Source organism: Saccharopolyspora sp. NPDC002578 (assembly GCF_053592695.1).
This window is the reverse complement of record NZ_JBSFWJ010000014.1, coordinates 25,026-49,389: the sequence shown is the minus strand read 5'-3', so window position 1 is coordinate 49,389 and position 24,364 is coordinate 25,026. Positions and strand designations below refer to the sequence as shown.

General features: G+C 71.7%; 25 protein-coding genes. 14 read left to right on the top strand and 11 right to left on the bottom strand.

Annotated features, from left to right (window positions below):
• The first annotated feature begins 287 nt into the window (after nucleotides 1-287).
• Nucleotides 288-1,136 (top strand): helix-turn-helix domain-containing protein, encoded by an 849-nt coding sequence (locus ACWD38_RS09695; protein WP_184477264.1) that lies wholly within the window; start codon nucleotides 288-290, stop codon nucleotides 1,134-1,136.
• Nucleotides 1,137-1,328 carry a DUF397 domain-containing protein gene (locus tag ACWD38_RS09690; RefSeq protein ID WP_184477262.1) on the top strand — a complete coding sequence of 64 codons (192 nt, stop codon included), beginning with the start codon at nucleotides 1,137-1,139 and terminating at the stop codon, nucleotides 1,326-1,328.
• A gap of 220 nt (nucleotides 1,329-1,548) precedes the next feature.
• Here ACWD38_RS09690 and ACWD38_RS09685 read toward each other — a convergent pair whose 3' ends face one another.
• The 3 genes from ACWD38_RS09685 to ACWD38_RS09675 all read right to left on the bottom strand — a co-directional run bounded on the left by ACWD38_RS09685 (nucleotide 1,549) and on the right by ACWD38_RS09675 (nucleotide 5,141).
• Entirely contained in the window at nucleotides 1,549-3,027 is a 1,479-nt protein-coding gene (locus ACWD38_RS09685) for a PH domain-containing protein (RefSeq protein ID WP_184477260.1), read from the bottom strand.
• Nucleotides 3,024-3,539, bottom strand: coding sequence for a PH domain-containing protein (locus ACWD38_RS09680; protein ID WP_450123852.1), 516 nt, complete (start codon nucleotides 3,537-3,539; stop codon nucleotides 3,024-3,026). Before ACWD38_RS09680 ends, ACWD38_RS09685 begins: the two co-directional genes overlap by 4 nt.
• A gap of 114 nt (nucleotides 3,540-3,653) precedes the next feature.
• Nucleotides 3,654-5,141 (bottom strand): ArnT family glycosyltransferase, encoded by a 1,488-nt coding sequence (locus tag ACWD38_RS09675; protein ID WP_450123851.1) that lies wholly within the window; start codon nucleotides 5,139-5,141, stop codon nucleotides 3,654-3,656.
• A gap of 185 nt (nucleotides 5,142-5,326) precedes the next feature.
• Between ACWD38_RS09675 and ACWD38_RS09670 the strand changes: the two genes are divergently transcribed.
• Both ACWD38_RS09670 and ACWD38_RS09665 read left to right on the top strand, forming a co-directional pair.
• Nucleotides 5,327-6,568 carry a sensor histidine kinase gene (locus ACWD38_RS09670; RefSeq protein ID WP_450123850.1) on the top strand — a complete coding sequence of 414 codons (1,242 nt, stop codon included), beginning with the start codon at nucleotides 5,327-5,329 and terminating at the stop codon, nucleotides 6,566-6,568.
• 25 nt (nucleotides 6,569-6,593) lie between these two features.
• On the top strand, nucleotides 6,594-7,253 hold the full coding sequence (locus tag ACWD38_RS09665) for a response regulator (RefSeq protein WP_184477253.1): 660 nt from the start codon (nucleotides 6,594-6,596) through the stop codon (nucleotides 7,251-7,253).
• Between the two features lie 324 nt (nucleotides 7,254-7,577).
• On the opposite strand, the gene ACWD38_RS09660 is transcribed toward ACWD38_RS09665, so the two are convergent.
• The 6 genes from ACWD38_RS09660 to clpS all read right to left on the bottom strand — a co-directional run bounded on the left by ACWD38_RS09660 (nucleotide 7,578) and on the right by clpS (nucleotide 11,867).
• A complete protein-coding gene (locus tag ACWD38_RS09660; RefSeq protein WP_184477251.1) occupies nucleotides 7,578-8,528 on the bottom strand; it encodes a PLP-dependent cysteine synthase family protein in 951 nt (316 codons plus the stop codon).
• Nucleotides 8,529-8,557: 29 nt separating this feature from the next.
• Nucleotides 8,558-8,836 (bottom strand): MoaD/ThiS family protein, encoded by a 279-nt coding sequence (locus ACWD38_RS09655; RefSeq protein WP_184477249.1) that lies wholly within the window; start codon nucleotides 8,834-8,836, stop codon nucleotides 8,558-8,560.
• A gap of 85 nt (nucleotides 8,837-8,921) precedes the next feature.
• A complete protein-coding gene (locus tag ACWD38_RS09650) occupies nucleotides 8,922-9,377 on the bottom strand; it encodes a M67 family metallopeptidase (RefSeq protein ID WP_343071685.1) in 456 nt (151 codons plus the stop codon).
• Between the two features lie 93 nt (nucleotides 9,378-9,470).
• Nucleotides 9,471-10,508 carry a P1 family peptidase gene (locus ACWD38_RS09645; RefSeq protein WP_450123849.1) on the bottom strand — a complete coding sequence of 346 codons (1,038 nt, stop codon included), beginning with the start codon at nucleotides 10,506-10,508 and terminating at the stop codon, nucleotides 9,471-9,473.
• 497 nt (nucleotides 10,509-11,005) lie between these two features.
• Nucleotides 11,006-11,569 carry a DUF2017 domain-containing protein gene (locus tag ACWD38_RS09640; RefSeq protein WP_184477243.1) on the bottom strand — a complete coding sequence of 188 codons (564 nt, stop codon included), beginning with the start codon at nucleotides 11,567-11,569 and terminating at the stop codon, nucleotides 11,006-11,008.
• Nucleotides 11,570-11,573: 4 nt separating this feature from the next.
• Nucleotides 11,574-11,867 (bottom strand): ATP-dependent Clp protease adapter ClpS, encoded by a 294-nt coding sequence (gene clpS / locus ACWD38_RS09635; RefSeq protein WP_184477241.1) that lies wholly within the window; start codon nucleotides 11,865-11,867, stop codon nucleotides 11,574-11,576.
• A 105-nt stretch (nucleotides 11,868-11,972) separates the two neighbouring features.
• Here clpS and ACWD38_RS09630 point away from each other — a divergent pair, with 105 nt between their 5' ends.
• The 8 genes from ACWD38_RS09630 to ACWD38_RS09595 all read left to right on the top strand — a co-directional run bounded on the left by ACWD38_RS09630 (nucleotide 11,973) and on the right by ACWD38_RS09595 (nucleotide 21,128).
• Complete coding sequence (locus ACWD38_RS09630; RefSeq protein ID WP_450123848.1) at nucleotides 11,973-13,283, top strand: nicotinate phosphoribosyltransferase; 1,311 nt, start codon at nucleotides 11,973-11,975, stop codon at nucleotides 13,281-13,283.
• A gap of 8 nt (nucleotides 13,284-13,291) precedes the next feature.
• Nucleotides 13,292-13,861, top strand: a complete 570-nt coding sequence (locus ACWD38_RS09625; RefSeq protein WP_343071684.1) for an isochorismatase family protein — start codon at nucleotides 13,292-13,294, stop codon at nucleotides 13,859-13,861.
• Between the two features lie 85 nt (nucleotides 13,862-13,946).
• Complete coding sequence (locus tag ACWD38_RS09620; protein ID WP_425503518.1) at nucleotides 13,947-16,118, top strand: ATP-dependent DNA helicase; 2,172 nt, start codon at nucleotides 13,947-13,949, stop codon at nucleotides 16,116-16,118.
• A 693-nt stretch (nucleotides 16,119-16,811) separates the two neighbouring features.
• A complete protein-coding gene (locus ACWD38_RS09615) occupies nucleotides 16,812-17,384 on the top strand; it encodes a biotin transporter BioY (protein WP_450123847.1) in 573 nt (190 codons plus the stop codon).
• Nucleotides 17,385-18,734, top strand: coding sequence for a class I adenylate-forming enzyme family protein (locus tag ACWD38_RS09610; RefSeq protein WP_450123846.1), 1,350 nt, complete (start codon nucleotides 17,385-17,387; stop codon nucleotides 18,732-18,734).
• Nucleotides 18,731-19,855 carry a thiolase family protein gene (locus ACWD38_RS09605; RefSeq protein ID WP_343071198.1) on the top strand — a complete coding sequence of 375 codons (1,125 nt, stop codon included), beginning with the start codon at nucleotides 18,731-18,733 and terminating at the stop codon, nucleotides 19,853-19,855. The genes ACWD38_RS09610 and ACWD38_RS09605 overlap by 4 nt, the downstream gene beginning before the upstream one ends.
• Nucleotides 19,852-20,526, top strand: coding sequence for an energy-coupling factor ABC transporter ATP-binding protein (locus ACWD38_RS09600; RefSeq protein WP_450123845.1), 675 nt, complete (start codon nucleotides 19,852-19,854; stop codon nucleotides 20,524-20,526). The genes ACWD38_RS09605 and ACWD38_RS09600 overlap by 4 nt, the downstream gene beginning before the upstream one ends.
• On the top strand, nucleotides 20,523-21,128 hold the full coding sequence (locus ACWD38_RS09595) for an energy-coupling factor transporter transmembrane component T family protein (protein WP_450123844.1): 606 nt from the start codon (nucleotides 20,523-20,525) through the stop codon (nucleotides 21,126-21,128). The genes ACWD38_RS09600 and ACWD38_RS09595 overlap by 4 nt, the downstream gene beginning before the upstream one ends.
• 10 nt (nucleotides 21,129-21,138) lie before the next feature.
• Here the strand turns inward: ACWD38_RS09595 and ACWD38_RS09590 are convergent, their stop codons facing one another.
• Nucleotides 21,139-21,999 carry an LLM class F420-dependent oxidoreductase gene (locus ACWD38_RS09590; RefSeq protein ID WP_184477228.1) on the bottom strand — a complete coding sequence of 287 codons (861 nt, stop codon included), beginning with the start codon at nucleotides 21,997-21,999 and terminating at the stop codon, nucleotides 21,139-21,141.
• Between the two features lie 221 nt (nucleotides 22,000-22,220).
• Here ACWD38_RS09590 and ACWD38_RS09585 point away from each other — a divergent pair, with 221 nt between their 5' ends.
• Nucleotides 22,221-22,694 (top strand): nitroreductase family deazaflavin-dependent oxidoreductase, encoded by a 474-nt coding sequence (locus ACWD38_RS09585; protein ID WP_450123843.1) that lies wholly within the window; start codon nucleotides 22,221-22,223, stop codon nucleotides 22,692-22,694.
• A 238-nt stretch (nucleotides 22,695-22,932) separates the two neighbouring features.
• Entirely contained in the window at nucleotides 22,933-23,580 is a 648-nt protein-coding gene (locus tag ACWD38_RS09580) for a TetR/AcrR family transcriptional regulator (protein ID WP_450123842.1), read from the top strand.
• A 10-nt stretch (nucleotides 23,581-23,590) separates the two neighbouring features.
• Here the strand turns inward: ACWD38_RS09580 and ACWD38_RS09575 are convergent, their stop codons facing one another.
• Nucleotides 23,591-24,331, bottom strand: a complete 741-nt coding sequence (locus ACWD38_RS09575; RefSeq protein ID WP_184484732.1) for an aminoacyl-tRNA hydrolase — start codon at nucleotides 24,329-24,331, stop codon at nucleotides 23,591-23,593.
• Nucleotides 24,332-24,364 lie beyond the last annotated feature (33 nt).

The following is a 24,364-nucleotide window of genomic DNA, read 5'->3' as shown; positions in this document are numbered from 1 at the left end:
GGCCGGTTCGTCGCTCTGCGTGAGCGCATGCCGCACTCGTGCGGACCGGTCACCCGCGTCGGCCTCGATCTGGCAGCCGAGCGAGCGTCGGCCGGGAAAGCCAGGTCCCGCGCCGGGACCTGCCGCCGGACCGCGCGGAACCGATGCCGGAACCGGGCGGCGGGGCGCTCGTCGAGCACGCCGGCGGGGCTGATCGAGGCCGGGGACACTCCTCGAATCCGCCCGCGCGGATGTCGGTTGGGTGACACGATGGTGACGCTCGGTTCGCAGGGTGGACACTGATCTCCATGACAGTGAGTCCCACCGTGCGCCGTCGCCGCCTCGCTGCGGAGCTGCGCAGGCTTCGAGGACTGGCGGAGGTCACGCAGCAGCAGGCCGCCACCCACCTCGGTTGCACCCAGGCGAAAATAGGCAGATTCGAAACGGCGAAGCGCTCACCCTCCATCGGGGACGTCAGCGCTCTGCTGGACTTCTACGCCGTCAACGGCGCCGAACGCGAGCAATTGATCAACCTGGCCAGGGACGCGCGCAAGCGCGGCTGGTGGCATTCCTACAGCGACGTGCTGCCCGAGTGGTACGAGACGTACGTGGGGCTGGAGGCCGAGGCCTCGTCCATGCACACCTGGGAGTCGGAGGCCGTCCCCGGCCTGCTGCAGACCGCGGAATACGCCTACGCCATCACCAAGTCCACCTTGATCCGGGCCAACGAACCGGAGATCGGGCGCCGCGTGGAGCTGCGGATGCAGCGCCAGGACCGGATCACCGGCTCTCAGCCCTTGGACCTGTGGGCGGTGATCGGCGAGACGGCGTTGCGGCGCGGCGTGGGCGGTTCGGCCGTACTGCGCCGCCAATTGGAGCACTTGCTCACTTTGGCGGAACTGCCGAACGTGACGTTGCAGGTCATGCCGCTGGACGCGGGCGCGCATCCCGCGCAGGCAGGTCCATTCGTCATCCTGCGCTACTCCAATCACGTGGATCCGGATGTCGTCTATCTGGAAACCCACGTGGGCGGGTTATACCTCGAACGAGATAACGAGCTGTCCAAATACGTGACGATGATGGACCATCTACGCGCACACGCGATCGACCCGGAAGGGTCTATTCAAGTGATTCACGAGCGCATAGGAGAGCTGTAGATGGAATACCTCACGGGTTGGCGGACCAGCACCCGTAGCACGCACCAAGGGCAATGCGTGGAGGTCGGCTTCGGGAGCGGGCGCGTCGGCGTGCGCGATACGAAGGACCGACCGGGTGGCTACTTCGCCGTCGACCCCGCGCGGTGGGGGGACTTCCTCGGAGTCCTCAAGCGCGGCGAGTTCGACCGCTGACCCTGGCTTGACCGCGTCCGCGGGCCGCACCGGCCGCGTCGCGGGAACCAACTGAAGAACCGAGCGGGTGGCACGATCCGCACCCGCTCGGCTCCGATTCTTCAAGTCGGATTAATCCTGCAGTTGATCTCCTGATCGGGTTGTTTTCCGCCCGCTTCCTGGCTGGTTCCGGTTCAATGCGAAACACATCTCACCCGAATGGTCCTACCTGCTTCCGGTATTAATCGTCGGGAACGGGTTCGAGGAATGGCGCGAGCAACTCCGGCACCGCTTCGTCGGCGAACGCGAGACCGTCCCCGGTGCGCACGTCCGGCACCGCGTAGCGCCCCGAACCCGCGGCGGTGGTGGCGACGACGTCCATCAGCCCGGACCGGCGCTGGAACACCGACTGCTCGAACCGCCAGCCGATGATCCCGGCGCGCTGCAGCGCGACGGTCCGCCGCACCGCGGTACCGCGCCTGCTGAGCAGGTACCGCCCGTGCAGCCGGTGCCCCAGGTTCCGGTAGGCGTCGACGCCGAACGCCACCGCGATCAGCGCGCTGAGCACCACCACCGCCACGGCCGGTCCGGCGGGGATCCAGCCGAGCACCGCGCAGGTGATCGCCGCCGCCGCGAACGGCAGCGCCGACAGCAGCGCCCAGGTGATCCGCCTGCGCAGCGCCGCGACCGGATGCCCGGTGAAGCCCTCGGAAGGGAACCGGTCCTCCCCTAGGACTTCGGCGGCGACCCGCCGCGCTTCGGCGCGCGGAGCGGGCGGCAGCAGCGTCTTCGCGTCCGGCTGGCTGCCGTCCTTGGTGTCGCTGAGGCCGGTGGCGACCGCGTTGGTGCGGGCACCGCGGGTCCAGCGCAGCAGCAGCGGTTCGGACACCTCGACACCGCGCAGCCGCTTCTCCTCCAGCGAGATCGACCGCTTGGTGAGCAGTCCGCGCCGCACCCGCAGCGTCCCGGAGGACTCCCGGGTGAGCGTGAAGTTCCACCACAGCTCCAGCGACAGCAGGAACGACCCGAGCACCCCGATCAGCACCGCCCCCAGCGCGGGAACGCCGATGCCCAGCCACAGCGGCACCGCGCGGAACTCCTCCCCGATCGCCCGGTACAGCCCGAATTTCACGAACAGCTCGGAGAACGAGCCGAACGCCGAGGCGATCGCGCCCCACACGGCCAGGATCAGCGACATCGTCACGCCGGAGTAGAGCAGCCACACCGGGCGCAACCGGGCCAGCGCCCCGTCCGCCGCTTCCGGGTCCGAAGTGGACTCGCGCAGCAGCAGGGCCGCCCGGATCCGCTCCGCGTCCGGCCGGGCGATGCCGTCGAGCTTGAGCTCACCGTCCGCCTGGGCCCCGGTGCCGATCTTCACGACGGACAGCCCGAGCAGCCGGTGCACCGGGTCGGCGGTGAGGTCGACGCTGCGCACGCGATCCCGGGGCAGCGACCGGTGGCTGCGCGAGAGCGCCCCCTTGCGCAGCTCCACCCGTTCGTCGCTGATCCGGTAGGTGGTGAACCACCAGTCCAGCGCGGCCATCCCGGTGAGCACGGCGGCGGCGCCCGCCCAGATCCCGGACATCGAGGCGACCACCACCGGGTTCGCCCCCGCGATGAGCATCACGCCCGCGGTCGGGATCAGCGGTGCCAGCACCAGGATCAGCAGCACCAGCACGATCTTGGCGTCGAGCCGCCGCCAGTCGGTCGCCGCCGTCATGTCGCGTCCCCGCGCGCGGCCTGCGTGGTGGCGGTGAGCACGTCGACGAGTTCGGTGGCCACCCGGTGGTCGAGCCCGTCGATGCGCAGCGGCCCGGCCGCCGAGGCCGTGGTGACGGTGACGGTGGAGAGCCCGAACATCCGCTGCAGCGGGCCGCGCACGGTGTCCACGGTCTGGATCCGCGACATCGGCGCCACCCGCCACTCCTGCCGCAACCAGCCGGCGGCCGTGTAGACGGCGTCGTCGGTGTTCTCCCAGCGGTGCACCCGGTAGCGCCATTGCGGCATCACGACCAGGTAGGGCACGCCGAGCACGGCCACCGCGGCCAGTCCCAGCAACAACCAGGGCCGGGCGGGTGCGATCAGCGCGGCGAGCACCGCGAGGGCGATCAGCGGCGGTAACACCAGCGTCGCGGCCTGCGCGGACCACCAGCCGATGGCTCTGCGTTCGATGCGGTGGCGAGGCGGGCGCAACCGCACCGCCGAGCTCGCCGGACTGTCTGCTGTGGACACTTCGCGGTCTCCGATCCGCTGGTGAGGTGGTGGTGGCCATGGTGTCAGCTTTCGCGCGCGGGCCGGTCGGCTTCCCGCCCACCGCGAGCCCCCGCACGCGAGAGCCGCGGTCCGCTACAGCTCGCGGACCTGTTCCCACAGCCGCGGCCACGGTTCCTGCCGATCGGTCAGCAGCCACACCGGGATGCCGCCGTGGCCGACCTGCCGCATCTCCGCGAAGTACGGCCGCCACTTCGCCGGATCGTTGCCGACGATCAGCACGTTCTCGGCGGACGGATCCGGTGGGCCGAAGTACCCGTAGCCGCGGTGCGGGCTGTGCGCCAGCGGCAGCCCGTACTCGTCGGACCGCGCGTCGAGCATCGCCGCCAGGATGTAGCTCTCCCCGACCACGGCGGTGTGCTCGCGGACGTCGGCGGGCAGCCGCCGGTAGGCCGCCGACACGTCCTGCGCGAGCGTCCGGTCCGCGGGCACCCCGAACGCCGAGGTCAGCAGCGTCGACATCGCCACCACGCCGCCCGCCGCGAGCACCGACAGCGCGGTGGCGGGCCAGACCACCCAGCTCAGGCCGCGGCGCTCCGACGCGACCCGCGCTTCGCGCCTGCGCTGGAAGGCCACCGCGCCCGCCGCCATCAGCACGCCGTACATGCCGATGACGTAGTACGGTCGCCCGCTGGTGGCGATGTAGAACGCGTACTGCACGAGGGCCGCAGCCCCGATGAACCGGTACGGGCGGAACTCGGCTGCGGACAGCAGCCGCGCCGTGCCGTACAGGCACAGGACGGTGCCGAGCACGCCCGCGAAGAGGATCATCTGGACGGCCGCCCCCGAACGGCCACCGCTGAGCGTCGGCGTCTCCGACACGACCACCTCTCGCATCGCGAGCTGCGGCCACCCGTGCAACGCCTGCCAGGTCAACGTCGGTGCCGCGATGACCAGCGCGATCCCGGCGCACCCCCAGAACATCGGGCGTCGCAGCAGATCACGCGGACCGAACACCAGCAGGCATCCCAGCAACGCCGCGCACAGCACGGCGACGTGGACCTTCGTCTGCATCGCCACACCGATGACGACGCCGAGCGCGAGCAGCAACCGGTCGTCGGCGCGACCCTCCGCGTGCTGCCTGCACCAGCGCACCAGCAGCTGGCACAGCAGCATCCACAGCGGCACTTCCAGGGTGTACGGCGTGATCCAGTGCGCGATCAGCGACGTCCACAACCCGGTCGCGAACGCCAGCCCCGTGATCACCTGGCTGCGCCGGTCGCCGCCGAGCTCCTTCGCCAGCAGCCCGGCGAGGAAGATCCCGCTCGCCGAGATCAGCGTCGCGGGCAACCGCAGCAGCAGCATGGAGTTCGGCGCGAGCCACTCCATCGCGCCGGCCAGCAGCGGCGCCAGCGGCGGCTGGTCCACGTACCCCCAGTCCGGGTGGTACCGGCCGATGGCCAGCATGTAGACCTCGTCGATCCAGTACCCGCCGAACGCGCTGACGCTCAGGTGAGCCGCCGTGAACACCGCGGCGATGAGCAGGAGCGGCCTGCTCGCGAACACCGGCGGGGATTCGGTTCTGGACGGTGGGCTCGTGGTGGTGGGCACCGCTGTGTGCATGTTCTCCCCCAGGACTGCCGTGGACGATGTCCATTCCACGGCAGCGGCGGGGATCACCGCGACGGCGTTCGGTCTGGTTCCGGCCGCACCGAAGTCGTGCCGACGTGCGACTTTCGTAGGTTCATCGCCGCCGACCGGTGCGGATGCGGGCCGAACGGGCCCGTGACGCGGCTACCGTGTGCGTTGTGCAACGCCCGCTATGGCGACACCTGTGGGACACGCCGCGGGCCGCGGTGTTCGACGTGGTGCTGGTCGCCGTCCTGCTGCCGCTCGGCCCGATCCTCGCTTCGCTGTACCCGTCGGACCTGCCGCCGCAGGACTACGGCTGGATGGGCGGCCGGTGGGTCGCGGTCGTGCTGGTGAACCTGTTCACGGTGAGCCTGCTGGTGCGCCGTCGCTTCTCGGTGGTGCTGCTGGCCGTCGGAACGGCGTCGATGCTCGTCCACGTGATCACGTTGTCGGCGGGCATCGGTGCGTTCCTGGTGATGAACATGCGGACCGACCCGTGGATGCCCGCGGACCTGATGTTCGCCGTCTACGCGTTCGCCGCGTACGAAACCCGCCACCGGTGGCGGGTCCTCGGCTGGATACTGGTCGCCGTCATCGTGTTCACCGCGCTGCGGCCGTGGACGCACCCGGACGGCGAAACGCTCAGCAACGCCTTCTGGATCACCGTGTTCCCCGCGGTGCTCGGGTTGTGGATCGGTGCGCGGCGGCGGCTCGTCGCCGCGCTGCGCGACCGGGCCGACCGCGCGGAACGAGAACAGCACCTGCTGACCGAGCAGGCCCGCGCGGACGAGCGGGCGAAGATGGCCACCGAGATGCACGACGTGGTGACCCACCGGGTGAGCCTGATGGTGCTGCAGGCGGGCGCGCTGGGCGTGACCGCCCGGGACGCCGCGACCCGGACCGCCGCCGAGGAGCTTCGCGCCGGCGGCTGCCAGGCGCTGGACGAGCTGCGCGACTTCCTCGGCGTGCTGCGCTCCGGGGACGAGCGGGTCGATCGGACTTCGAGCGCCCCGGCTCCGGACCTGGCCGGGCTGGTCGCCGAGACGGAGGCGGTGGGCGTCCCGGTCCGGCTCACCGAGCTCGGCAGCACCACCCAGGTCTCCCCGTCGGTGGGCCGCGCCGCTTACCGCGTCGTGCAGGAAGCGTTGACGAACGTGCACAAGCACGCTCCCGGCACCTCCGTCGAGGTGCACGTGGAGTACGGCCCGGACCGGGTGCGGCTGGCGGTGCGCAACACGCGACCGGAATCGACCGGGGAACTAGCGGGGCACGGCGCGGGCGCGGGCCTGCTCGGGCTGCGGCAGCGGGTGGAACTCGTCGGCGGCACCTTCCACTCCGGTCCGACCGGCGATGGCGGGTTCGAGGTGAGTGCCATACTTCCGGGGTACGTGCCCACGGCCGAAGCCGTTTCCGGCTAGTGCCTTGCCGAACGGGGACTCTGGGGTGAGCGAACCGATCCGCGTCGTGCTGGTCGACGACGAGCCGATGGTGTGCGCGCACCTGCGCACCATCCTCGGTTCGGCGCCGGACATCGAGGTCGTCGACGACGCCCAGGACGGCGCCGCGGCCGTGGAGGCCGTGGTCCGGCACCGGCCGCACGTGGTGCTGATGGACCTGCGGATGCCGGGCGTGGACGGGCTGACCGCGACGGAGCGGATCAGCGAGCTGCCGAACCCGCCCGCGGTGGTCGCGCTGACGACGTTCGACGCCGACCAGTACGTGCTGCGGGCGTTGCGGGCCGGGGCTTCCGGGTTCCTGGTGAAGTCGACGCCGCCGGAAGATCTGATCGGGCTGGTGCGGGTCGCCGCGGACGGGCACACCGTGCTGTCGCCGGAGGCGGCGAAGCGGCTGATCACCGCGTCCTCCGGGCAGCAGACCGGCAGGCAGCGCGCGCTGGCCTCGATCCGCGAGCTCACCGAACGCGAACGGGAAGTGCTCACCGGCATCGGCGAGGGCCTGTCCAACGCGCAGATCGGCGAACGCCTCTACCTGTCGGAGGCCACGGTGAAGGGCTACGTCTCCCGGACCCTGGTGAAGCTCGACTGCACCAACCGCGTCCAGGCGGGGCTGATCGCCTACGAAGCGGGCCTCACCCACCGCTGAGGTCGCGGCCGCGAGCCACCTCGCGGGAATCGCGATGTTCCCGGCCGCCGTGTCGCCGAACTCCTCGCTCACCCGAGGAGATTTTGAGCCTTCTCTCGTCAACGACGAAGCGAAGCCTGCCTTGCGGCCGAAGGCCGTGCCTGTATTCGCGCAGCGAATAGCCCACGTCGAAAAACCGGTCACCAGCGGGTTCTCAGTCGGTCTCTCGCGAGGACGGCTTTTTCCCTCGTGGCGGCGCCACTAGGGAAAAAGATCCCGCAGCGAGAGACCAACTGAGGTTCCGCCACCCGGACACCCGAGCAAAACGACCGCACAAGCCCGAGCTCAGGCCCAGAGTTGGCCGTCGAGGCGTTGGGCCGCTTCGTCGAGGGTGCCGCCGTAGGCGCCCGTCGACAGGTACTTCCAGCCCGCGTCGGCCACCACGAACACGATGTCCGCCGACTCCCCGGCGGCGGCGACCTTCTCGCCGATGGTCAACGCCGCGTGCACCACGCCGCCCGTCGAGATCCCCGCGAAGATGCCCTCCGACTCCAGCAGCTGCCGGGTGCGGCGCAGCGCGTCGTACGAACCGACGGAGAACCGCCGGGACAGCACGTCCGGGTCGTAGAGCTCCGGCACGAAGCCCTCGTCGAGGTTGCGCAGCCCGTACACCAGCTCGCCGTAGCGCGGTTCGGCCGCCACGATCTGCACGCCCGGCTTCTGCTCCCGCAGGTACCGGCCCACGCCGACGAGGGTGCCGGTGGTGCCCAGACCCGCGACGAAGTGCGTGATGCCCGGCATGTCCCGCAGGATCTCCGGCCCGGTCCCCCGGTAGTGCGCGTCGGCGTTCGCCGAGTTGCCGTACTGGTAGAGCATCACCCAGTCCGGGTTCTGCTGGGCCAGTTCCTTCGCGACCGCGACCGCCTGGTTGGACCCGCCCGCCGCGGGCGAGGAGACGATGCGGGCGCCGAACGCCTGCAGGATCTGCCTGCGCTCCTCGGAGGTGTTCTCCGGCATCACGCAGACCAGGCCGTAGCCCTTGAGCTTCGCGGCCATCGCCAACGAGATGCCGGTGTTGCCGGAGGTCGGTTCCAGGATGGTGCAGCCGGTGGTGAGCCTGCCTTCCTTCTCCGCCGCCTCGATCATGGACAGCGCGGCGCGGTCCTTGATCGAACCGGTCGGGTTCCGGTCCTCCAGCTTCGCCCACAACCGCACGTCGGGGGCCGGCGAGAGGTTCGGCAGCCCCACCAGCGGGGTGTCACCGAGTGCGTCGAGCAGCGAGTCGTAGCGGGCCACGACGTGCCTCCAGTCTCAGCCGGTCGGACTCAGCGCATGCCGCCGGCGACGGCGGGCAGGATGGTGACGTTGTCACCGTCGGCGACGCTGGCCTCCAGGCCGCCGGAGAAGCGCACGTCCTCGTCGTTGACGTAGATGTTGACGAAGCGGTGCAGCGAGCCTTCCTTGACCAGGCGGTCCTTGAGGCCGTTGTGCTTGTTGTCGAGGTCGTTGATGACCTCGGCGACGGTGCTGCCACTGGCTTCGACGGACTTCTGCCCGTCGGTGTGGGTGCGCAGGATGGTGGGGATCGAGACCTTGATTGCCATGTTGAGGAACCTCCCTGTCCACAAGGACTTCTGAACGGAACTTTCGCACGCCGAAACCCGCCGCGTGCGGGGCGGCAGGTGCGGATCAGCCCTGGTCGGGCACCTCGTCGGTGCCGGTGTGGGCGAACATGTACGACTCCACGATCTCCACCGGCTCCTCGGTCACCACGCCGTCGAGGATGCGGTACGAGCGCAGCTCGTGGGTCTCCGGGTCCCTGGTGGACACGAGAACGTAGTGCGCGTTCGGCTCCGAGGCGTAGGCCACGTCGGTCCGCGACGGGTACGCCTCAGTAGCGGTGTGCGAGTGGTAGATGACGATCGGCTCTTCGTCGGCCTCGTCCATCCCGCGCCACACCTTGAGCTGCTCACCCGAGTCGAACCGGTAGAACGTCGGCGAGCGCTCCGCATTGATCATTTCGATGAGCCGCTCGGGGCGGTCCGACCCGTCGGGACCGGCAATGACGCCGCACGCCTCGTCCGGGTGGTCCCGTCGAGCGTGCGCGACCATCGCGTCCACGAGGTCACGTCGAATCACCAGCACAGGCACCATCCTACTATGTGAGGCACCGGTGTCCAACATGCGGAACTCCGCTGTCCGGTGCCGTTTGCGGGATCAACGTTCGCCCACAATGGTTCATTCCCGCGCCGAGGGGTAGAGGCGCGTGTAGGACGTCACCTCGCCGACGGGTTCGGCCGCGAGCACGGCCCGCACGACGGCCCGCCGCACGACCCGCGCGGCCACCGCGCACACCTCGTCGAGCACCGGAACCCACTGCGCACCGGTTTCCCGGTCACCGGTGGCGAGGACGAACGCGGTGTCCCCGTCGAGCATCGTGTGCGCCGGGCGGATCGCCCTGGCCAGGCCGTCGTGGGCGGCGACCGCGATCCGGCGGCAGTGCGCCTTGGTCAGCGCCAGGTCGACGGCGACGGTGCCGATGGTGGTGTTCAAGGGGCGGGACGCGGTGCCGTGCCGGCCGGGCCGGCCGGCGGCGGGGTCGTGGCGGCCTCGGGCGGCGGCGATCTCCGCGTCCGCCGGAGCGCGCAGGCCGGGTTCGGGTTCCCACGGCAGACCCGTCTCCGGGTCGATCACGGAGCCGAGCGAGTTGACCGCGAACAGCGCGCCCACGGTGACGTCGACGCCGAGCGCGGCGCTGCGGAACACGGCGCTCGCGGTGCCGATGCCGCCCTTGACCGCGCCCGCCACGGCCCCGGTGCCCGCACCGACGTTGCCCTCGCGGGTCTCGTGCGCGGTCGCGGCCTCGCAGGCGAGGCGGCCGAACTCGGCGTCGGGCCGGTTGCCCCAGTCGCTCATCGGCAGGTCGAACAGCACGGCGGCGGGCACGACCGGCACCACTTCGTGGGCTTGGGCGCCCACCTGGAGCCCGTGCCCGCGTTCCGCCAGCCACCGCATCGCGCCGTCGGCGGCGGCGAGCCCGTAGGCGCTGCCACCGGTGAGGACCACGCCGTGCGCCTGCGAGACCAGGTGCGTCGGCTCCAGCACATCGGTCTCCCGCGTACCGGGCCCACCACCCCGCACATCGACCGCGGCCACCGCCCCGCGCGGCACCAGCACCACGCTGGTCCCCGTGGCCCACTGCTCGTCCAGCCGCTGGTGATGCCCGACGAGCACCCCCGCGACGTCCACGATCGAATCCCGCACCCCGAACCCCATGCCCCCATCCTCCCCGGCACAAGACGAACCCCCACCGCCCCCGCTCAGCCAGAGACGAAGCCAACCCAGCCCAACCGAACCCCGCACATCAAAGCGAAGCGGCACCCTGAACAGCGAACCCGCGCCCTACGACCAAACGCCACGCCCTGGGCGGCGAACCAAGCCTCCCCAACACCCGAATCCCGCACCTAGCAACGAAGCCGCGCACTAGGGAAGGCGAAGCCACACCTGCCTTGCGGCCGAAGGCCGTGCCTTCGCGGCGAAGCCGTGCAGTGGGCGGCGAAGCAAAACCTGCTCGGCGGCCGAAGGCCGTGCCTGTATTCGCGAAGCGAATAGCCCACGTCACAAAGCCGACCACCCGCGGGTTCTCAGCTTCCTTCTCGCGAGGACGGCTTTTTCCCTCGTGGCGGAGCCACTCGGGAAAAAGATCCCGCAGTGAGAAGGACGCTGAGGTTCCGCCACCCGACCACCAAAGCAAACCGACCGGGCGGGCAACCTCAAGAAGAAACCGCGTCGACCAAGCTGTCTTGGACCCAGGTGAGCCACTGGTACACGCCGAGATGTTCGCGCCGGAGGTCGTCTTCCGGGGGTTCTTCCGGCATCTCGTCCTGCACGTCGAGGGCGGTCCCGAGCGCGAGCCGGACGTCGTTGAGCGCGGCCATCCAGTTGTCGGCCTGTTCGCCGCTGAGCACGACCCGCCCGCCTTCGCGGGGGCAGGTGTCGAGGACGACGGAGGCGACGCCGGTCTTGGTGTCGAGCAGTTCCGGCTCGTACAGGGAGCGCATCGCGCCGGCGGCCTCGGGCTGCTCCTCGTCGGTCTCGCCGGTGTCGGGGTCGCGCCGGTAGAAGTCGGGCAGCAGCCGTCCGAGCACCCGATCTTCGGGCGGCGTGGACGGGCCGGTGCGAATTCCGGTGAGTTCGGCCAGTTCGTCCTGCGGCGTCTCCTCGGCGCGTGCCGTGAGCATGTCCTTGATCTGGCCGACGAGCCCGCGGATCACGGCCGCTTCCTGCTGGGACAGCTCGGCGACCACGTGCCCGTTCTTGCGAGTCCAGCCGTTCACGTGATCACGAGTCTTTCTGCATCGTGGCCCACAGGCCTGCGGCGTGCAGTTTCGCGACGTCGCCCTCGACCTTCTCCTTCGCGCCCGAGGACACGGCGGCCCGGCCCTTGTTGTGGACGTCGAGCATCAGCTTGGTCGCGTGGTCCCGGCTGTAACCGAAGATCTTCTGCAGAACGTAGGTCACGTAGGACATCAGGTTCACCGGGTCGTTCCAGACGACGGTGACCCACGGCTTGTCCTCGTCTCCGAGTTCAGCCGGTTCCAGTTGCGCGCGCTCCAGTTCAGCGGGCGAGGTCATGTCCCCATGTTCGCACGTGGGCACGGGGGCGGTGACGACCGCACGGCCAAATCGGGCACGACCTGCGGGCGAGACGGGCCGTCGCGGGCACGTAACCTCTGATCCATGACGGCCGCTGCCAGTACCGCGTTGCGCACAGATCATTACGAGCTGACCATGCTGGCCAGCGCCTTGCGGGATGGGACCGCGGAGCGCCGGTGCGTGTTCGAGGCGTTCACCCGGCGGTTGCCGGACGGCCGCCGCTACGGCGTGGTCGGTGGCACCGAGCGGGTGCTGGAGGCGATCGAGAACTTCCGCTTCGACGAATCCGAGCTGGAGCGCCTTGCCGAGGATCATGTGGTCGATGAGACCACCTTGGCGTGGCTGCGCGACTACAGGTTCCGCGGCGACGTGGACGGTTACCCCGAAGGTGAGCTCTACTTCCCCGGTTCGCCGCTGCTGACGGTGCGCGGCACGTTCGCCGAAGCGGTCCTGCTGGAGACCGTACTGCTGTCGATCATGAATCACGACAGCGCGATCGCCGCCGCCGCGGCCCGGATGGTCTCGGCCGCCAACGGCCGCCGGATCATCGAGATGGGTTCGCGGCGCACTCACGAGGAGTCCGCCGTCGCCGCGGCCCGCGCCGCCTACCTGGCCGGTTTCACCGCGACGTCGAACCTGGAGGCGGGCCGCCGCTACCGCATCCCCACCACGGGCACGTCGGCGCATTCGTTCACGTTGCTGCACGATTCCGAGCGTGCCGCGTTCGAGTCGCAGATCGCCGCACTTGGCGCGGACACGACACTGCTGGTGGACACCTACGACATTTCGCGGGGCATCGCCACGGCGGTGGAGGTCGCCGGGACCGGCCTGGGCGCGGTGCGCATCGACTCGGGCGACGTCGGCGTGCTGGCGCGGCAGGCGCGGGAGCAGCTGGATTCGCTGGGTGCCACCGGCACCCGCATCGTCGTGTCGGGTGATCTGGACGAGTACGCGATCGCTTCGCTGCGCGCGGAACCCGTCGACGGCTACGGCGTGGGCACCTCGCTGGTGACGGGTTCCGGGGCGCCGACGGCGGGCATGGTCTACAAGCTCACCGAGGTGGAGGGCCGCCCGGTGGCCAAGCGCAGCACCCGCAAGGGGTCCCGCGGCGGCACCAAGTCCGCGCTGCGCAGGCACAAGGACACCGGCACCGCGCTGGAGGAGATCGTGCACCGCACCGGCCCCGGCTTCGCGGAGCCGAAGGCGGGCCCTCACGACCGGGTGGTGCCGATCCCGCTGGTCCGCGGCGGGAAGCGGGTCGATGACCTGCCGTCGTTGGAGGACAATCGGCAGCGCCTGCGGCACGCCCTGGTGAGCCTGCCGTGGGAGGGCCTGAAGTTGTCCAGCGGAGAACCGGCGATCTCGACGGTCTTCCACGCTGAGGAGTCGATATGAGCTCAGAGGTGCGCAAGGCGCTGGTGATCGTGGACGTGCAGGTCGACTTCTGCGAGGGCGGCGCGCTGGCCGTGGCCGGTGGGGCCGAGGTGGCGGGGGCGATCTCCCGGCACGTGGCGGAATCCGGTTACGCGCACGTGGTGGCGACGCGCGACCACCACATCGATCCGGGGGCCCACTTCAGCTCGAAGCCGGATTTCGTGCGGTCCTGGCCGGTGCACTGCGTGGCGGGCACTGCGGGCGCCGAGTTCCACCCGCGGTTGGAGGTCGGCCCGCTCCACGAGGTGTTCTTCAAGGGCCAGTACAGCGACGGCTACTCGGGGTTCGAAGGCGTCGACGGCACCGAGCACACCCTCACGGAGTGGCTCAACGCGCACGAGGTCACCGACGTCGACGTGGTCGGCATCGCCATGGACCACTGCGTGCGCGCGACCGCGCTGGACGCGGCGAAGGCCGGGTTCACCACCTCGGTCCTGCTGGACCTGACCGCGGGCGTCTCCCGCGCCACCGTCGAGTCGGCGCTGACCGACCTGCGCGCCGCGGGCGTGACGACCACGGGCACCCCGATCGTCGTCTGAGCGGCCCCGCGTCGTCGATCGCGGGCGGACTCGCCAGGGGATGCGGGCGGGGGGTTGACAGGGGTGGGCGGTAGCGTCCCGGGGCGTGCCAGGTTCTGTTCCGCAGTGGTCCGATCCGGATGTGTTCGAGCTCGACGAGACCGACGAGCTCCCCCCTGAGATCGCCGCCGACCTGGCGCTGAAGGGAGCTCCCGGCGACAAGAAGCGCCGCCGCGACGAGCCGATCACCGCGAAACCACCGGAGCAGATCCCCGACCTGGCGACGCTGCTCGGGATCGCCGTGGGGTCCGTCGGCGGCTCCGAGCGCGAAGGGCAGTCGCGGATGGCGGCGGCCGTGGAGCACTCCATCGGCTCCGGTGAGCACCTCGCGGTGCAAGCCGGGACCGGCACCGGGAAATCGCTCGCCTACCTGGTGCCCGCCATCCGGCACGCCGTGGTCGAAGCGACCACCGTCGTCATCTCCACGGCGACCATCGCGCTGCAGCGCCAGCTCGTCGACCGCGACCTGCCCCGGCTGTCGAAGGCGCTCGCCGACGCGCTCGGACGGCCGCCGACGTTCGCGATCCTCAAGGGCCGCCGCAACTACCTGTGCCTCAACCGGATCCACGGCGGCGCCCCCGAAGAACCCGAAGAGGGCGCGCTGTTCGACCCGTTCGCCGCTTCCGCGCTGGAACGCCAGATCAAGCGGATCCGCGAGTGGTCCACCGAAACCGACACCGGGGACCGCGACGAGCTCGTGCCCGGTGTCACCGACCAGGCGTGGCGGCAGCTGTCGGTGACCGCGAAGGAATGCCTCGGCGTGCACCGCTGCCCCATCGGCACCGACTGCTTCGCCGAACGCGCCCGCGGCGAAGCGGGCCGGGCCGACGTCGTCGTCACCAACCACGCGCTGCTCGCCATCGACGCCCTCGACGACCGGCCCGTGCTGCCCGAGCACGACGTTGTCATGATCGACGAGGCGCACGACCTAGTCGACCGGGTCACCTCCGCCGCCACCGGGGAGCTGTCCGCGAACCAGGCGAAGCTCGCCGCGCGGCGTTGCGGCCGGGCCATCGACCAGAGCATCGCCGACCGCCTCGACGAGGCCGCCGAAGGCATCGAACTCGTCCTCCAGGACGCCCGCCCGCAACGGCTCGAGGAGATGCCGCAGGCGCTCGGCGGCTCGCTCACCGCGCTGCGCGACGCGTCCGCCGCGTGCATGACCGCGCTCGGGCCGGAGCGCAAGGAAGATCCCGAAGGCAGCAGCGCCCGCAAGCTCGCCCTCGCGCTCACCGAAGAACTCCACGACAACGCCGTGCGGCTGCTCGACGCGTTCGACGAGCCCGAAGGGCAGCGCCGCGACGTGGTGTGGATCAGCAGCGAACCGAACCGGCCGCCGACGATGAAGGTCGCGCCGCTCGGCGTCGGCGGACTGCTGCGCGAGCGGCTGTTCGGGCAGCGCACCACGGTGCTGACCTCGGCGACGCTGGCGCTCGGGGGCTCCTTCGACACCCTCGCCCGGCAATGGGGGCTGCCGCCGGAGCGCAAGGCGGCGCCCGCCGCCGACATGGCCAGCGGCAAGGAACCCCCGTCGGACACCGGCGGGCCGAAGTGGACCGGGCTCGACGTCGGCTCACCGTTCGAGCACCAGCGCAGCGGCATCCTCTACATCGCCCGGCACCTGCCGCAGCCGGGACGGGACGGGCTGCCGCCGGAATACCTCGACGAGCTCACCGAACTCGTCGAATCCGCCGGTGGGCGCACCCTCGGGCTGTTCTCCTCGATGCGCGCCGCGCGGCAGGCCGCGGAGGAACTGCGGGAACGGCTCAAGACCCCCGTGCTGTGCCAAGGCGAGGACAACACGGCGCAGCTCGTCGCCAAGTTCGCGGCCGACCCGGAGACCTCGCTGTTCGGGACGCTGTCGCTGTGGCAGGGCGTGGACGTGCCCGGCGAGTCGCTGCAACTCGTGATCATGGATCGGATCCCGTTCCCGCGGCCCGACGATCCGCTGGCCTCGGCGCGGCAGAAGGCCGTGTCGGCGCACGGCGGCAACGGCTTCCTCACCGTCGCGGGCACCCACGCCGCGCTGCTGCTCGCCCAAGGCGCCGGGCGGCTGCTGCGGTCCTCGAACGACCGCGGCGTGATCGCCGTGCTCGACCCGAGGCTGGCCACCGCCCGCTACGGCGGATTCCTGCGCGCGTCGCTGCCGCCGTTCTGGACCACCTACGACCCGCAGGTCGTCCGCGGCGCCCTCACCCGCCTCAACGCCACCACCTGACGCCCGCTCCCCGGAGTGAACGGACCGCTCGTCCAACGACACTGGACGAACGGTCCGCCCACCCTGCCCGCGCCACGCCTCGCTCCCCCGGAGTGAACGGACCATTCGACCAACGAGATCAGGCAAACGGTCCGTTCACTCAAAACCCCACCGTCCCCGGCACACCGCAGCACCCACCGCGACGGAACTCCGATGCGAGTGAACGGACCGTTCGTCCAACGACATTGGACGAACAGTCCGTTCACTCAACCGGCCACGGCCACGCTCACTGATCGGCGCGGAGCTTCGCGCAGCGAACGGACCGCTTGTCCAACGGCATCGGTCGAACAGTCCGTTCACTCAACCCGGCCCCCACTCCGGCAGCGCTCACCGATCGGCGGAGCTTCTCGGAGTGAACGGACCGCTTGTCCAACGGGATTGGACGAACAGTCCGTTCACTCAATCCGGCCTCCGGATCGCAGCGGGAGCCGACGGTGCGGAGGCCGTGCTCGACGTGGGGTGAACGGACCGTTCGTCCAAGGGGATTGGACGAACGGTCCGTTCACTCCGATCGCGGGTGGGGCTGGTGTGGGCTGGGTCTCCGGGTGGGCGGGGGCGGGGTGTGGGGCGTCCACAATGTGGTCGGAACTTTTCTGTTCCCAGTGGTGAGCCGGGTACGTTCGCATCGACCCGTGATCGGCGTGAGGAGTCGTCGTGCCTGGACAACGCACCGCCCAACCGGCCGCTGACCTGGCCAGGACAGTGGTGTTCGCGGCGTTCATCGCCGTGCTCGGACTGTTCCCCGGTCTGTTCATCGCGGGCGCCGCGGTACCGGTGGTGCTGCAGAACATGGGGCCGCTGCTGGCGGGCAGCATCCTCGGCGCCCGGCGCGCCGGCGCGTCGGTGCTGCTGTTCTTGGCCCTGGTGGCGATCGGCCTGCCGCTGCTGTCGGGCGGGCGCGGCGGCATCGCCCCGTTCGCGGGCCCGAGCGGCGGGTTCGTGCTGGGCTGGCTGCTGTCGGCGGTCGTGGTGGGGTTGATCGTCCAGCGCGGGCTGCCGCGCCCGGGTCTGCCGCTGCTGCTGGTGGCGAACTTCGCGGGCATCGCGGTGGACTACCTGGTGGGCATCCCGTACTGGGCGGCGTTCACGGGTGATCTCGGTGCCGCCGCGGTGCAGTCGCTGGTGTTCCTGCCGGGCGACGCGGTGAAGCTGGTGCTGGTGTCGCTGGTGGCGGCGGCTGTGCACCGCGCGCTGCCGGTCGCGACGTCCCGCCCGGCCGGGAGCTGAATGATCCCGCCGATCCTGGGCACCGGCCCGCTCACGGCGGGGGTGTCGTCGCCGGGGACCGCGCTCACCGGCGCGGAGCTGCTGCGCCGCGCGCACGGCGCCGCGCGGCGGCTGGACGGGGTGGCGCGGATCGCGGTGGACGAGCCGAATCCGGTGCACCGCCTGTGCTGGCTGCTGGGCGCGGACTTGGCGGGCGCGGCGACGCTGGTCGTGGACCCGGAGTGGTCGCGTCCGGAGTCGGTGCTGGCCGACGCGAGTCCCGGCGCGGTCGTGTCCGGCGCCCCTGCGGAGGCGGAGCCCGTCGCGGCCCGCGGTGATGAGCGCACGCACTTCTACCTGCCCACGACCTCCGGCAGCAGCGGCTCGCCGAAGGTGCTGGTCCGCACCCGCGCGTCGTGGCTGGCGAGCTTCGCGGCGCTGGACGTGGTGCTGCGCCGCGACGACGTGGTGCTGGTGCCCGGACCGCTGAGCTCCTCGTTGTTCCTGTTCGGGGCGCTGCACTCCCTGCACCAGGACCGCGAGGTGCGGCTGCTGCCGAAGTGGTCGGCGACCGCCGCCGCCGAGCAGTGCCGGGACGCCACCGTGGTTCACCTGGTTCCGGCGATGCTCGCCGCGCTGCTGTCGGTGTGGGAGCGCCGCCCGGAGCTGCGCGCGGCATGCGCGCTGCGGTTGATCGTCTGCGGCGGCGCCGGGGTGGACGGCGTGCTGGAGCAGCGGCTGCGGCGGCTGCTGCCGGGCTGCGAGCTGCTGGAGTACTACGGCTCCGCGGAGCATTCGCTGATCGCCGCGCGCCGCGGTGCGCCGCGGTTGCGCCCGCTGGTGGACGTCGACGTCCGGGACGCGGCGGGGAATTCGCTGCCCGCGGAGACCGGCGGCGTGCTGTGGGTCCGCTCGGAGCTGACCTTCGTCGGCCACCTGCGCCGCGGCGTGCTCGACGCGGCGGAACCGGGCTGGTCCAGCGTCGGCGACCGCGCGGTGCGCCACGAGGACGGCACGGTGAGCGTGCTGGGCCGGACCGGTTCCACGATCAGCACCGGCGGCTCCCTCGTCGTCGCCGAAGAGGTCGAGTCGGCGCTGCGCGCCTGCGGCGGCGTGCGGGACGTGGTGGTGGCGGGCACGCCGCACCGGCGGCTCGGCGCGCTGGTCACGGCCGTGCTGGAGGTTGACCCGCTCGCCGCGCCGACGCGCGCCGAGCTGCGCGCCGGGACGCGCCACCTGGAACCCGCGAAGCGGCCGAGGCGCTGGCTCGCGATGTCCGCCCTGCCCCGCACCGGCTCCGGCAAACCGGCGCGCGCCGACATCGCCGAGGCGCTGCGCGAGAGCGCTCTCGACGCGGAGGAGCTGCGGTGAACGATCGCGACCCGGTGGTGATCGCCGCTCGGCGCAGCCCCATCGGCGAGGTGGGCGGCGTGCTGCGGAACCTGACCGCGGAACGGCTCGCCGCGCCCGTGCTCACCGCCGCCCTGCACGATGCGGGCTTGGAGTCGGTGGACGACGTGCTGCTCGGCAACGTGATGGGGCCGGGCGGCAATCCGGCGCGGGTGGCGGCGTTGCGCGCCGGGTTCGGGGTCGGCGTCCCCGGCATGACGGTGGACCGGCAGTGCGCCAGCGGCCTCAGCTCGATCCTCACGGCCGCCGCGATGCTGCGCGGCGGCGCCGGTGAGCACTACCTGGCGGGCGGGGTGGAGAGCGCGTCGACCGCGCCGTGGCGGGCGCACCGGCCGCGGTCCGCTGGGGAACCGCCGCGGTTCTACTCGCGCGCCCCGTTCGCGCCCGCCGATCTCGGCGATCCGGACATGGGTCCGGCGGCGGACGTGGTCGCGGCCGAGGCCGGGATCTCCCGCGAGCGGCAGGACGAGTTCGCGGCGCGCAGCCACGCCCGCGCGGTCGCCGCGCAGGACGCGGGCCGGTTCGACGCGGAACTGGTCGACGTGGGCGGTGGGCGCGACGAACGGCCCCGGCGCGGGTTCGTCCCGCAGCGGCTGGCGCGGTTCCGGCCCGCGTTCACCCCCGACGGCACCGCGACCGCCGCGAACTCCTGCGGCGTCAGCGACGGGGCCGCGGCCGTGCTGCTCACCACCGAGCGGGAACGCCGCCGCCTGGGCGTGCCGGGGCTGCGCCTGGTCGCCGAGCGCACGTCGGGCGTCGATCCGAACCGCCTCGGCCTGGGCGCGGTGCCCGCGCTGCGCCACGTGCTGCGGGATCGTCCGGTTCCGGAGCTCGTCGAGTTCACGGAGGCCTTCGCCGGGCAGGTGCTGGCCTGCGCGGACGCGGCAGGCATCGACGAGCGCGTCGTGAGCCCGGACGGCGGCGCCATCGCGCTCGGCCACCCCTGGGGAGCGTCGGGCGCGGTCCTGGTGGTGCGATTGTTCAGCCGCATGGTGCGCGAGAACGGGCCGCGCACCGGGGTGGCGGCCTTGTCCTCCGGCGGAGGGCTGGGCGTGGCGACGGTGTGGGAGCGAGTGGATTGATCGAGTTCGAGAACATCGCGCACGCCTACGGCGAGCACTCGGTGCTGGAGGGCGTCGATCTGCGGCTGGGCGAGAAGCGGGTGGCGTTCGTCGGAGCGAACGGCTCCGGCAAGTCCACGCTGGCCCGCATGATCAACGGCCTGGTGGCGCCGACGAGCGGCCGGGTGCTGGTCGACGGGCTCGACCCGGCGCGCGACGGGCGCGCGGTGCGCAAGCGCGTCGGTTTCGTGTTCACCAATCCGGACAGCCAGATCGTGATGCCGACCGCCGGTGAGGACGTGGCGTTCTCGCTGCGCAGGCACGGCATCCCGAAAGCCGAGCGGGAACGCCGGGCCGCCGAGGTGCTGGCCCGGCACGGCCTCGCGGGCTACGCCGAGCACCCCGCGCACCAGCTCTCCGGCGGGCAGAAGCAGCTGCTGGCGCTGTGCTCGATGCTGGTGCTGGAACCGGACGTGCTGGTCTGCGACGAGCCGACGACGCTGCTGGACCTGCGCAACAAGCGCCACTTCATGGAGCTGCTGCGGGAGCTGCCGCAGCAGGTGGTGCTGGTGACCCACGACCTGCACCTGCTGGACGGTTTCGACCGGGTCGTGGTGCTCGACCAGGGGCGGATCGTCGCCGACGACGTCCCGGAGGCCGCGCTGTCGCACTACCGGGAGCTGATCGGGTGAGCCCCCTCGGCCTGTACGAACCCGGGTCCAGCCCGGTGCACCGGACGCCTGCCGGGGTGAAGTTCGTGCTGCTGCTCGGCTTCGCGGTGCTGATCTTCCTGCTCGGTTCGGCGCTGCCGCTGGCCGTGGTCGCGGCGGTCGTGGTCGCGGGCTACGCGCTCGCCCGGATCCCGCCGCGCCGGTGCTGGCAGGCCTCCCGGTTGCTGCTGCCGCTGCTCGCGGTGATCTTCATGCTGCAGTGGTGGATGCTCGGTCCGGACCAGGCCGCGGTGGTGGCGCTGCGGCTGGTCGCCGCACTCGGCGCCGCCAACCTGTTCACCCTCACCACCCGGGTGGACGACCTGGTCACCGCGGTGGAGCGCGGGCTCGGGCCGCTGCGCCGGGTCGGCGTCCGCCCGGAGCGGGTGGGCCTGCTGGTGGGGCTGACGTTGCAGGCCGTCGCGGCCCTGTCGAGCATCGCGACGGAGACCCGCGAGGCGCAGCGCGCCCGCAACGCCGAGCGGTCGCTGTCGGCGTTCGCGGTCCCGTTCCTGGTCCGCACCCTGCGCCACTCCGACGAGCTGGGCGAGGCGCTCGCGGCCCGCGGCGTCGGCGACGACTGACGGACCACGCTCACTCCCCCGGTGCCGGAGGGCCGATGCCGAGCCGCTCGGCGTGCCGGGGGAGGAACGCCCGCACCTCGTCTGCGGACTTGTCCGGCAGTCCCCAGATCGCTTCGGTGACGCCGCAGCCCGCCCATTCCGCGAGCAGGTCCGGCGTCGGTTTCCGGGTCGCCAGCACGTGGATCTCCGGTGCGCCGGTCCGCCCAGCCCCCGTCCACGCCGCGCGCAACCGCTCCGCGTTCGCGGCCACGTCGGTGTCGGCGGGCGTCGTGATCCAGCCGTCGGCGTGCGCGGCGATCCAGGCGAACGTCTTCGGTCCCGCGCCCGCGCCGATCAGGACGGGGATGCGCGCGGGCTTCGGGAACGCCCATGACGGTCCGAAGTGGACGAATTCGCCGGAGTAGGAGGCCTCTTCCTCGGTCCACAGCGCGCGCATCGCCTCGAGGTGCTCGCGCAGCGCGGCCCGCCGCCGGTGCGCGGGCACGTGGTGGTCGGCTAGCTCATCGGTGTTCCAGCCGAACCCCGCACCGAGCACGACCCGCCCGCCGGAGAGCCAGTCCAGCGAGGCGATCGTCTTGGCGAGCGTGATCGGATCGGACTCGACCGGCAGCGCCACCGCCGTGGCCAGCCGGATCCGCGAGGTCAGCGCGGCCGCGGCGCTCAGGCTCACCCAGGGGTCCAAGGTGCGCAGGTAGCGGTCGTCCGGCAGGTCGGCACCACCGGTACCGGGGTGCGCGGCCGTCCGCTTGATCGGGATGTGGGTGTGCTCGGGGACGTAGAAGGTGTCGAAACCGGCCTGCTCGGCCGCCTGCGCGGCCGGTCCCGGCGTGATCCCGCGATCGCTGGTGAACAGCACGATGCCGTGTCGCAAGGAATTTCCTCTCCGCGCCGGGGTTCGGCGGAGCCCGCGGCGGCGATGCGTGGACGGAGCCCGGATGGAGATCGACGCGCCTTGCTGCAGCTGCTTCAATGACCCTAGCAAGCGTTTGGCCGAGACCCAAGGACGCGGACTCCCCGCCGCACAGCCGAAAGCACCGCTTGCCACCGACGGGCCTGCTCGGTCCGTCCAGGCCGAGAGCAGGAGGACTCGCCATGCGCAGACCGCGGCAGCTCGATTCCCCGCTGGTGCCCAAGGTGATGCGGGTGATGTCGCAGGCGCACGTGCGCGCGTACCGCGCCACCGGCGGGCGCGTCGGCGGCCGGTGGCGCATCGGCAGCGCCTGGCGGCGCGGGGTGCCGACCTGCCTGCTGACCACGACCGGGCGCAAGAGCGGGCAGGACCGCACCACGCCGCTGCTGTACCTGCGCGACGGGCAGCGGGTGGTGCTCGTCGCCTCCCAGGGCGGCCTGCCCAAGCATCCCGCCTGGTACCACAACATCACCGCGAACCCCGAGGTCACGGTGCAGATCGGCAAGGACGTGCAGCGGCTGCGGGCACGGGTCGCCGAAGGACCGGAACGGGCCGAGCTGTGGGCGAAGCTCTTGGAGCTCTACGCCGATTTCGACTCGTACCAGTCCTGGACCGACCGCACGATCCCGGTCGTCGTCTGCGAATCCGCTCGCTGAACTGGGACTTTCGACCCTGGCCCGCCACCTCGTGCCGCGGGACCATCGGCGTTGCCGGGATCACCCGGATGAGCCGCCCGAGAGCACTTGGCCTTGACGACTTCCAGGCCGCCAGACCTTCGCGACGAGATGTCGCAGACGCTCTCGGGCGGACTCATGCGCGGCCTCGGGCGTGAGCCCGCCCGCACCGAGCCCGAATGCCGCGTATCGGACGCGGCCGGGGCGCTATTTTGAAGGCATGACCGAGGTCGACCCGCTGTTTCCCGAGCGCGGCCCGCGGCTACCGCCCGGCCCCCGCGCCGAAGGGGCGTGGGACCACCACCGCAGGAAGCTGCGCATCGGCGCGGTCCGCGCCGTCGCCGCGAACGGCTACGACGGCGCGAAGGTCGCCGACATCGTCCGCGAAGCGCAGGTCTCGCGGCGCACGTTCTACGAGCACTTCGCGGACAAGCAGGAGTGCTTCCTCGACGCCTACGAGGCCGCCACGTCGAAACTGGTCGACGCGATCAGCGAAGCCGTCCGCGACCAGCCCTACGGGCAGCACCGGATGCTCACCGGCATGGACGTCTACCTGCGCGTCGTCCTCGACGACCCGGAGCTGGCCCGGGTGCTGCTCGTCGAGATCGTCCGCGTCGGGCAGGAAGGGATGCGGCGCCGCCGGGACGCGTACCGGCAGTGGGCCGAAATGCTCGCCCGCAACTCCGCGGACGCCGAGTTCACCGCCGCGCAATGGCAGTCGCTGCTGGCCTCGGTCAACGAACGAGTGCTGGTCGCCATCGAGGACGAAGCGCTGGGCGACCTGCCCGAACTCCGCAGGCAGATCCTCGACCTCCTCGACGCCGTCCTGAACGCGCGCCGCGCGAGCAGCCCGCACCCCACGGCCTGAACGCCGCCGCTCAGGCCGTTGCGGACGGCCGCGGCCACTGGGCGAGGACGGTGACCGTGCCGGGATCGATCTCGGTGAAACCCGCGTCACGGACCGCCGCGACACCGTGGCGGCGCCACGCGGTCTCCGCGTCCTCGCCCGGCAGCAACCGCCGCCAAGTCGCCCCGTCGGCCACCCGGACCGAGCACGGCAGCCCCGCCGCCGACCACCGCGCCACCTCGTCATCGCGGTGCTCGCCGTGCAGCAACGCAGCCAGGAACATCGTGGCGTGACCGACCTGGGCAGCGGACTTCCCCGCGCTCATCGCCACGTCCGGGTTCAACCACAGCACCGGCTCCCCCACCGCGGGCGGGCCGGGCTCGTCCGCGTCGAGCTCGCTGCCGGAGATCTGCAGCCGCGTCAGCTCCTTCGGCATGTCCGCGACCCGCGACGGCAGGAACGCCCGCACCTCGGCTCCGTCCACCTCCACCGTGCGCCCCGGCAACTCCTGCACCGCCGCCCAGTGCGCGCCCCGCGCCCGCCGCGACACCTTGCGGATGCGGCCCGAGATCCAGTGGTGCACCGGCTCGTGCCACTCACCGCCGGGCTTGGCCCGCTCGTCCAGGCACACCGCGAGCGCCGCCGACGCCGCGGCCTCCAGCAGCGCGGTGCGGCGCGGCGGCTCGGCGCGCTCGATTCGCAGCACCATCGGCATCAGCACGACCTGCTCCGGATCCTCGTCGGAGGTGTCCGCGGTCAGCTCCGTCGGCATCGCCAGCCAGGACGCGTAGCGGGTCAGCAAGGG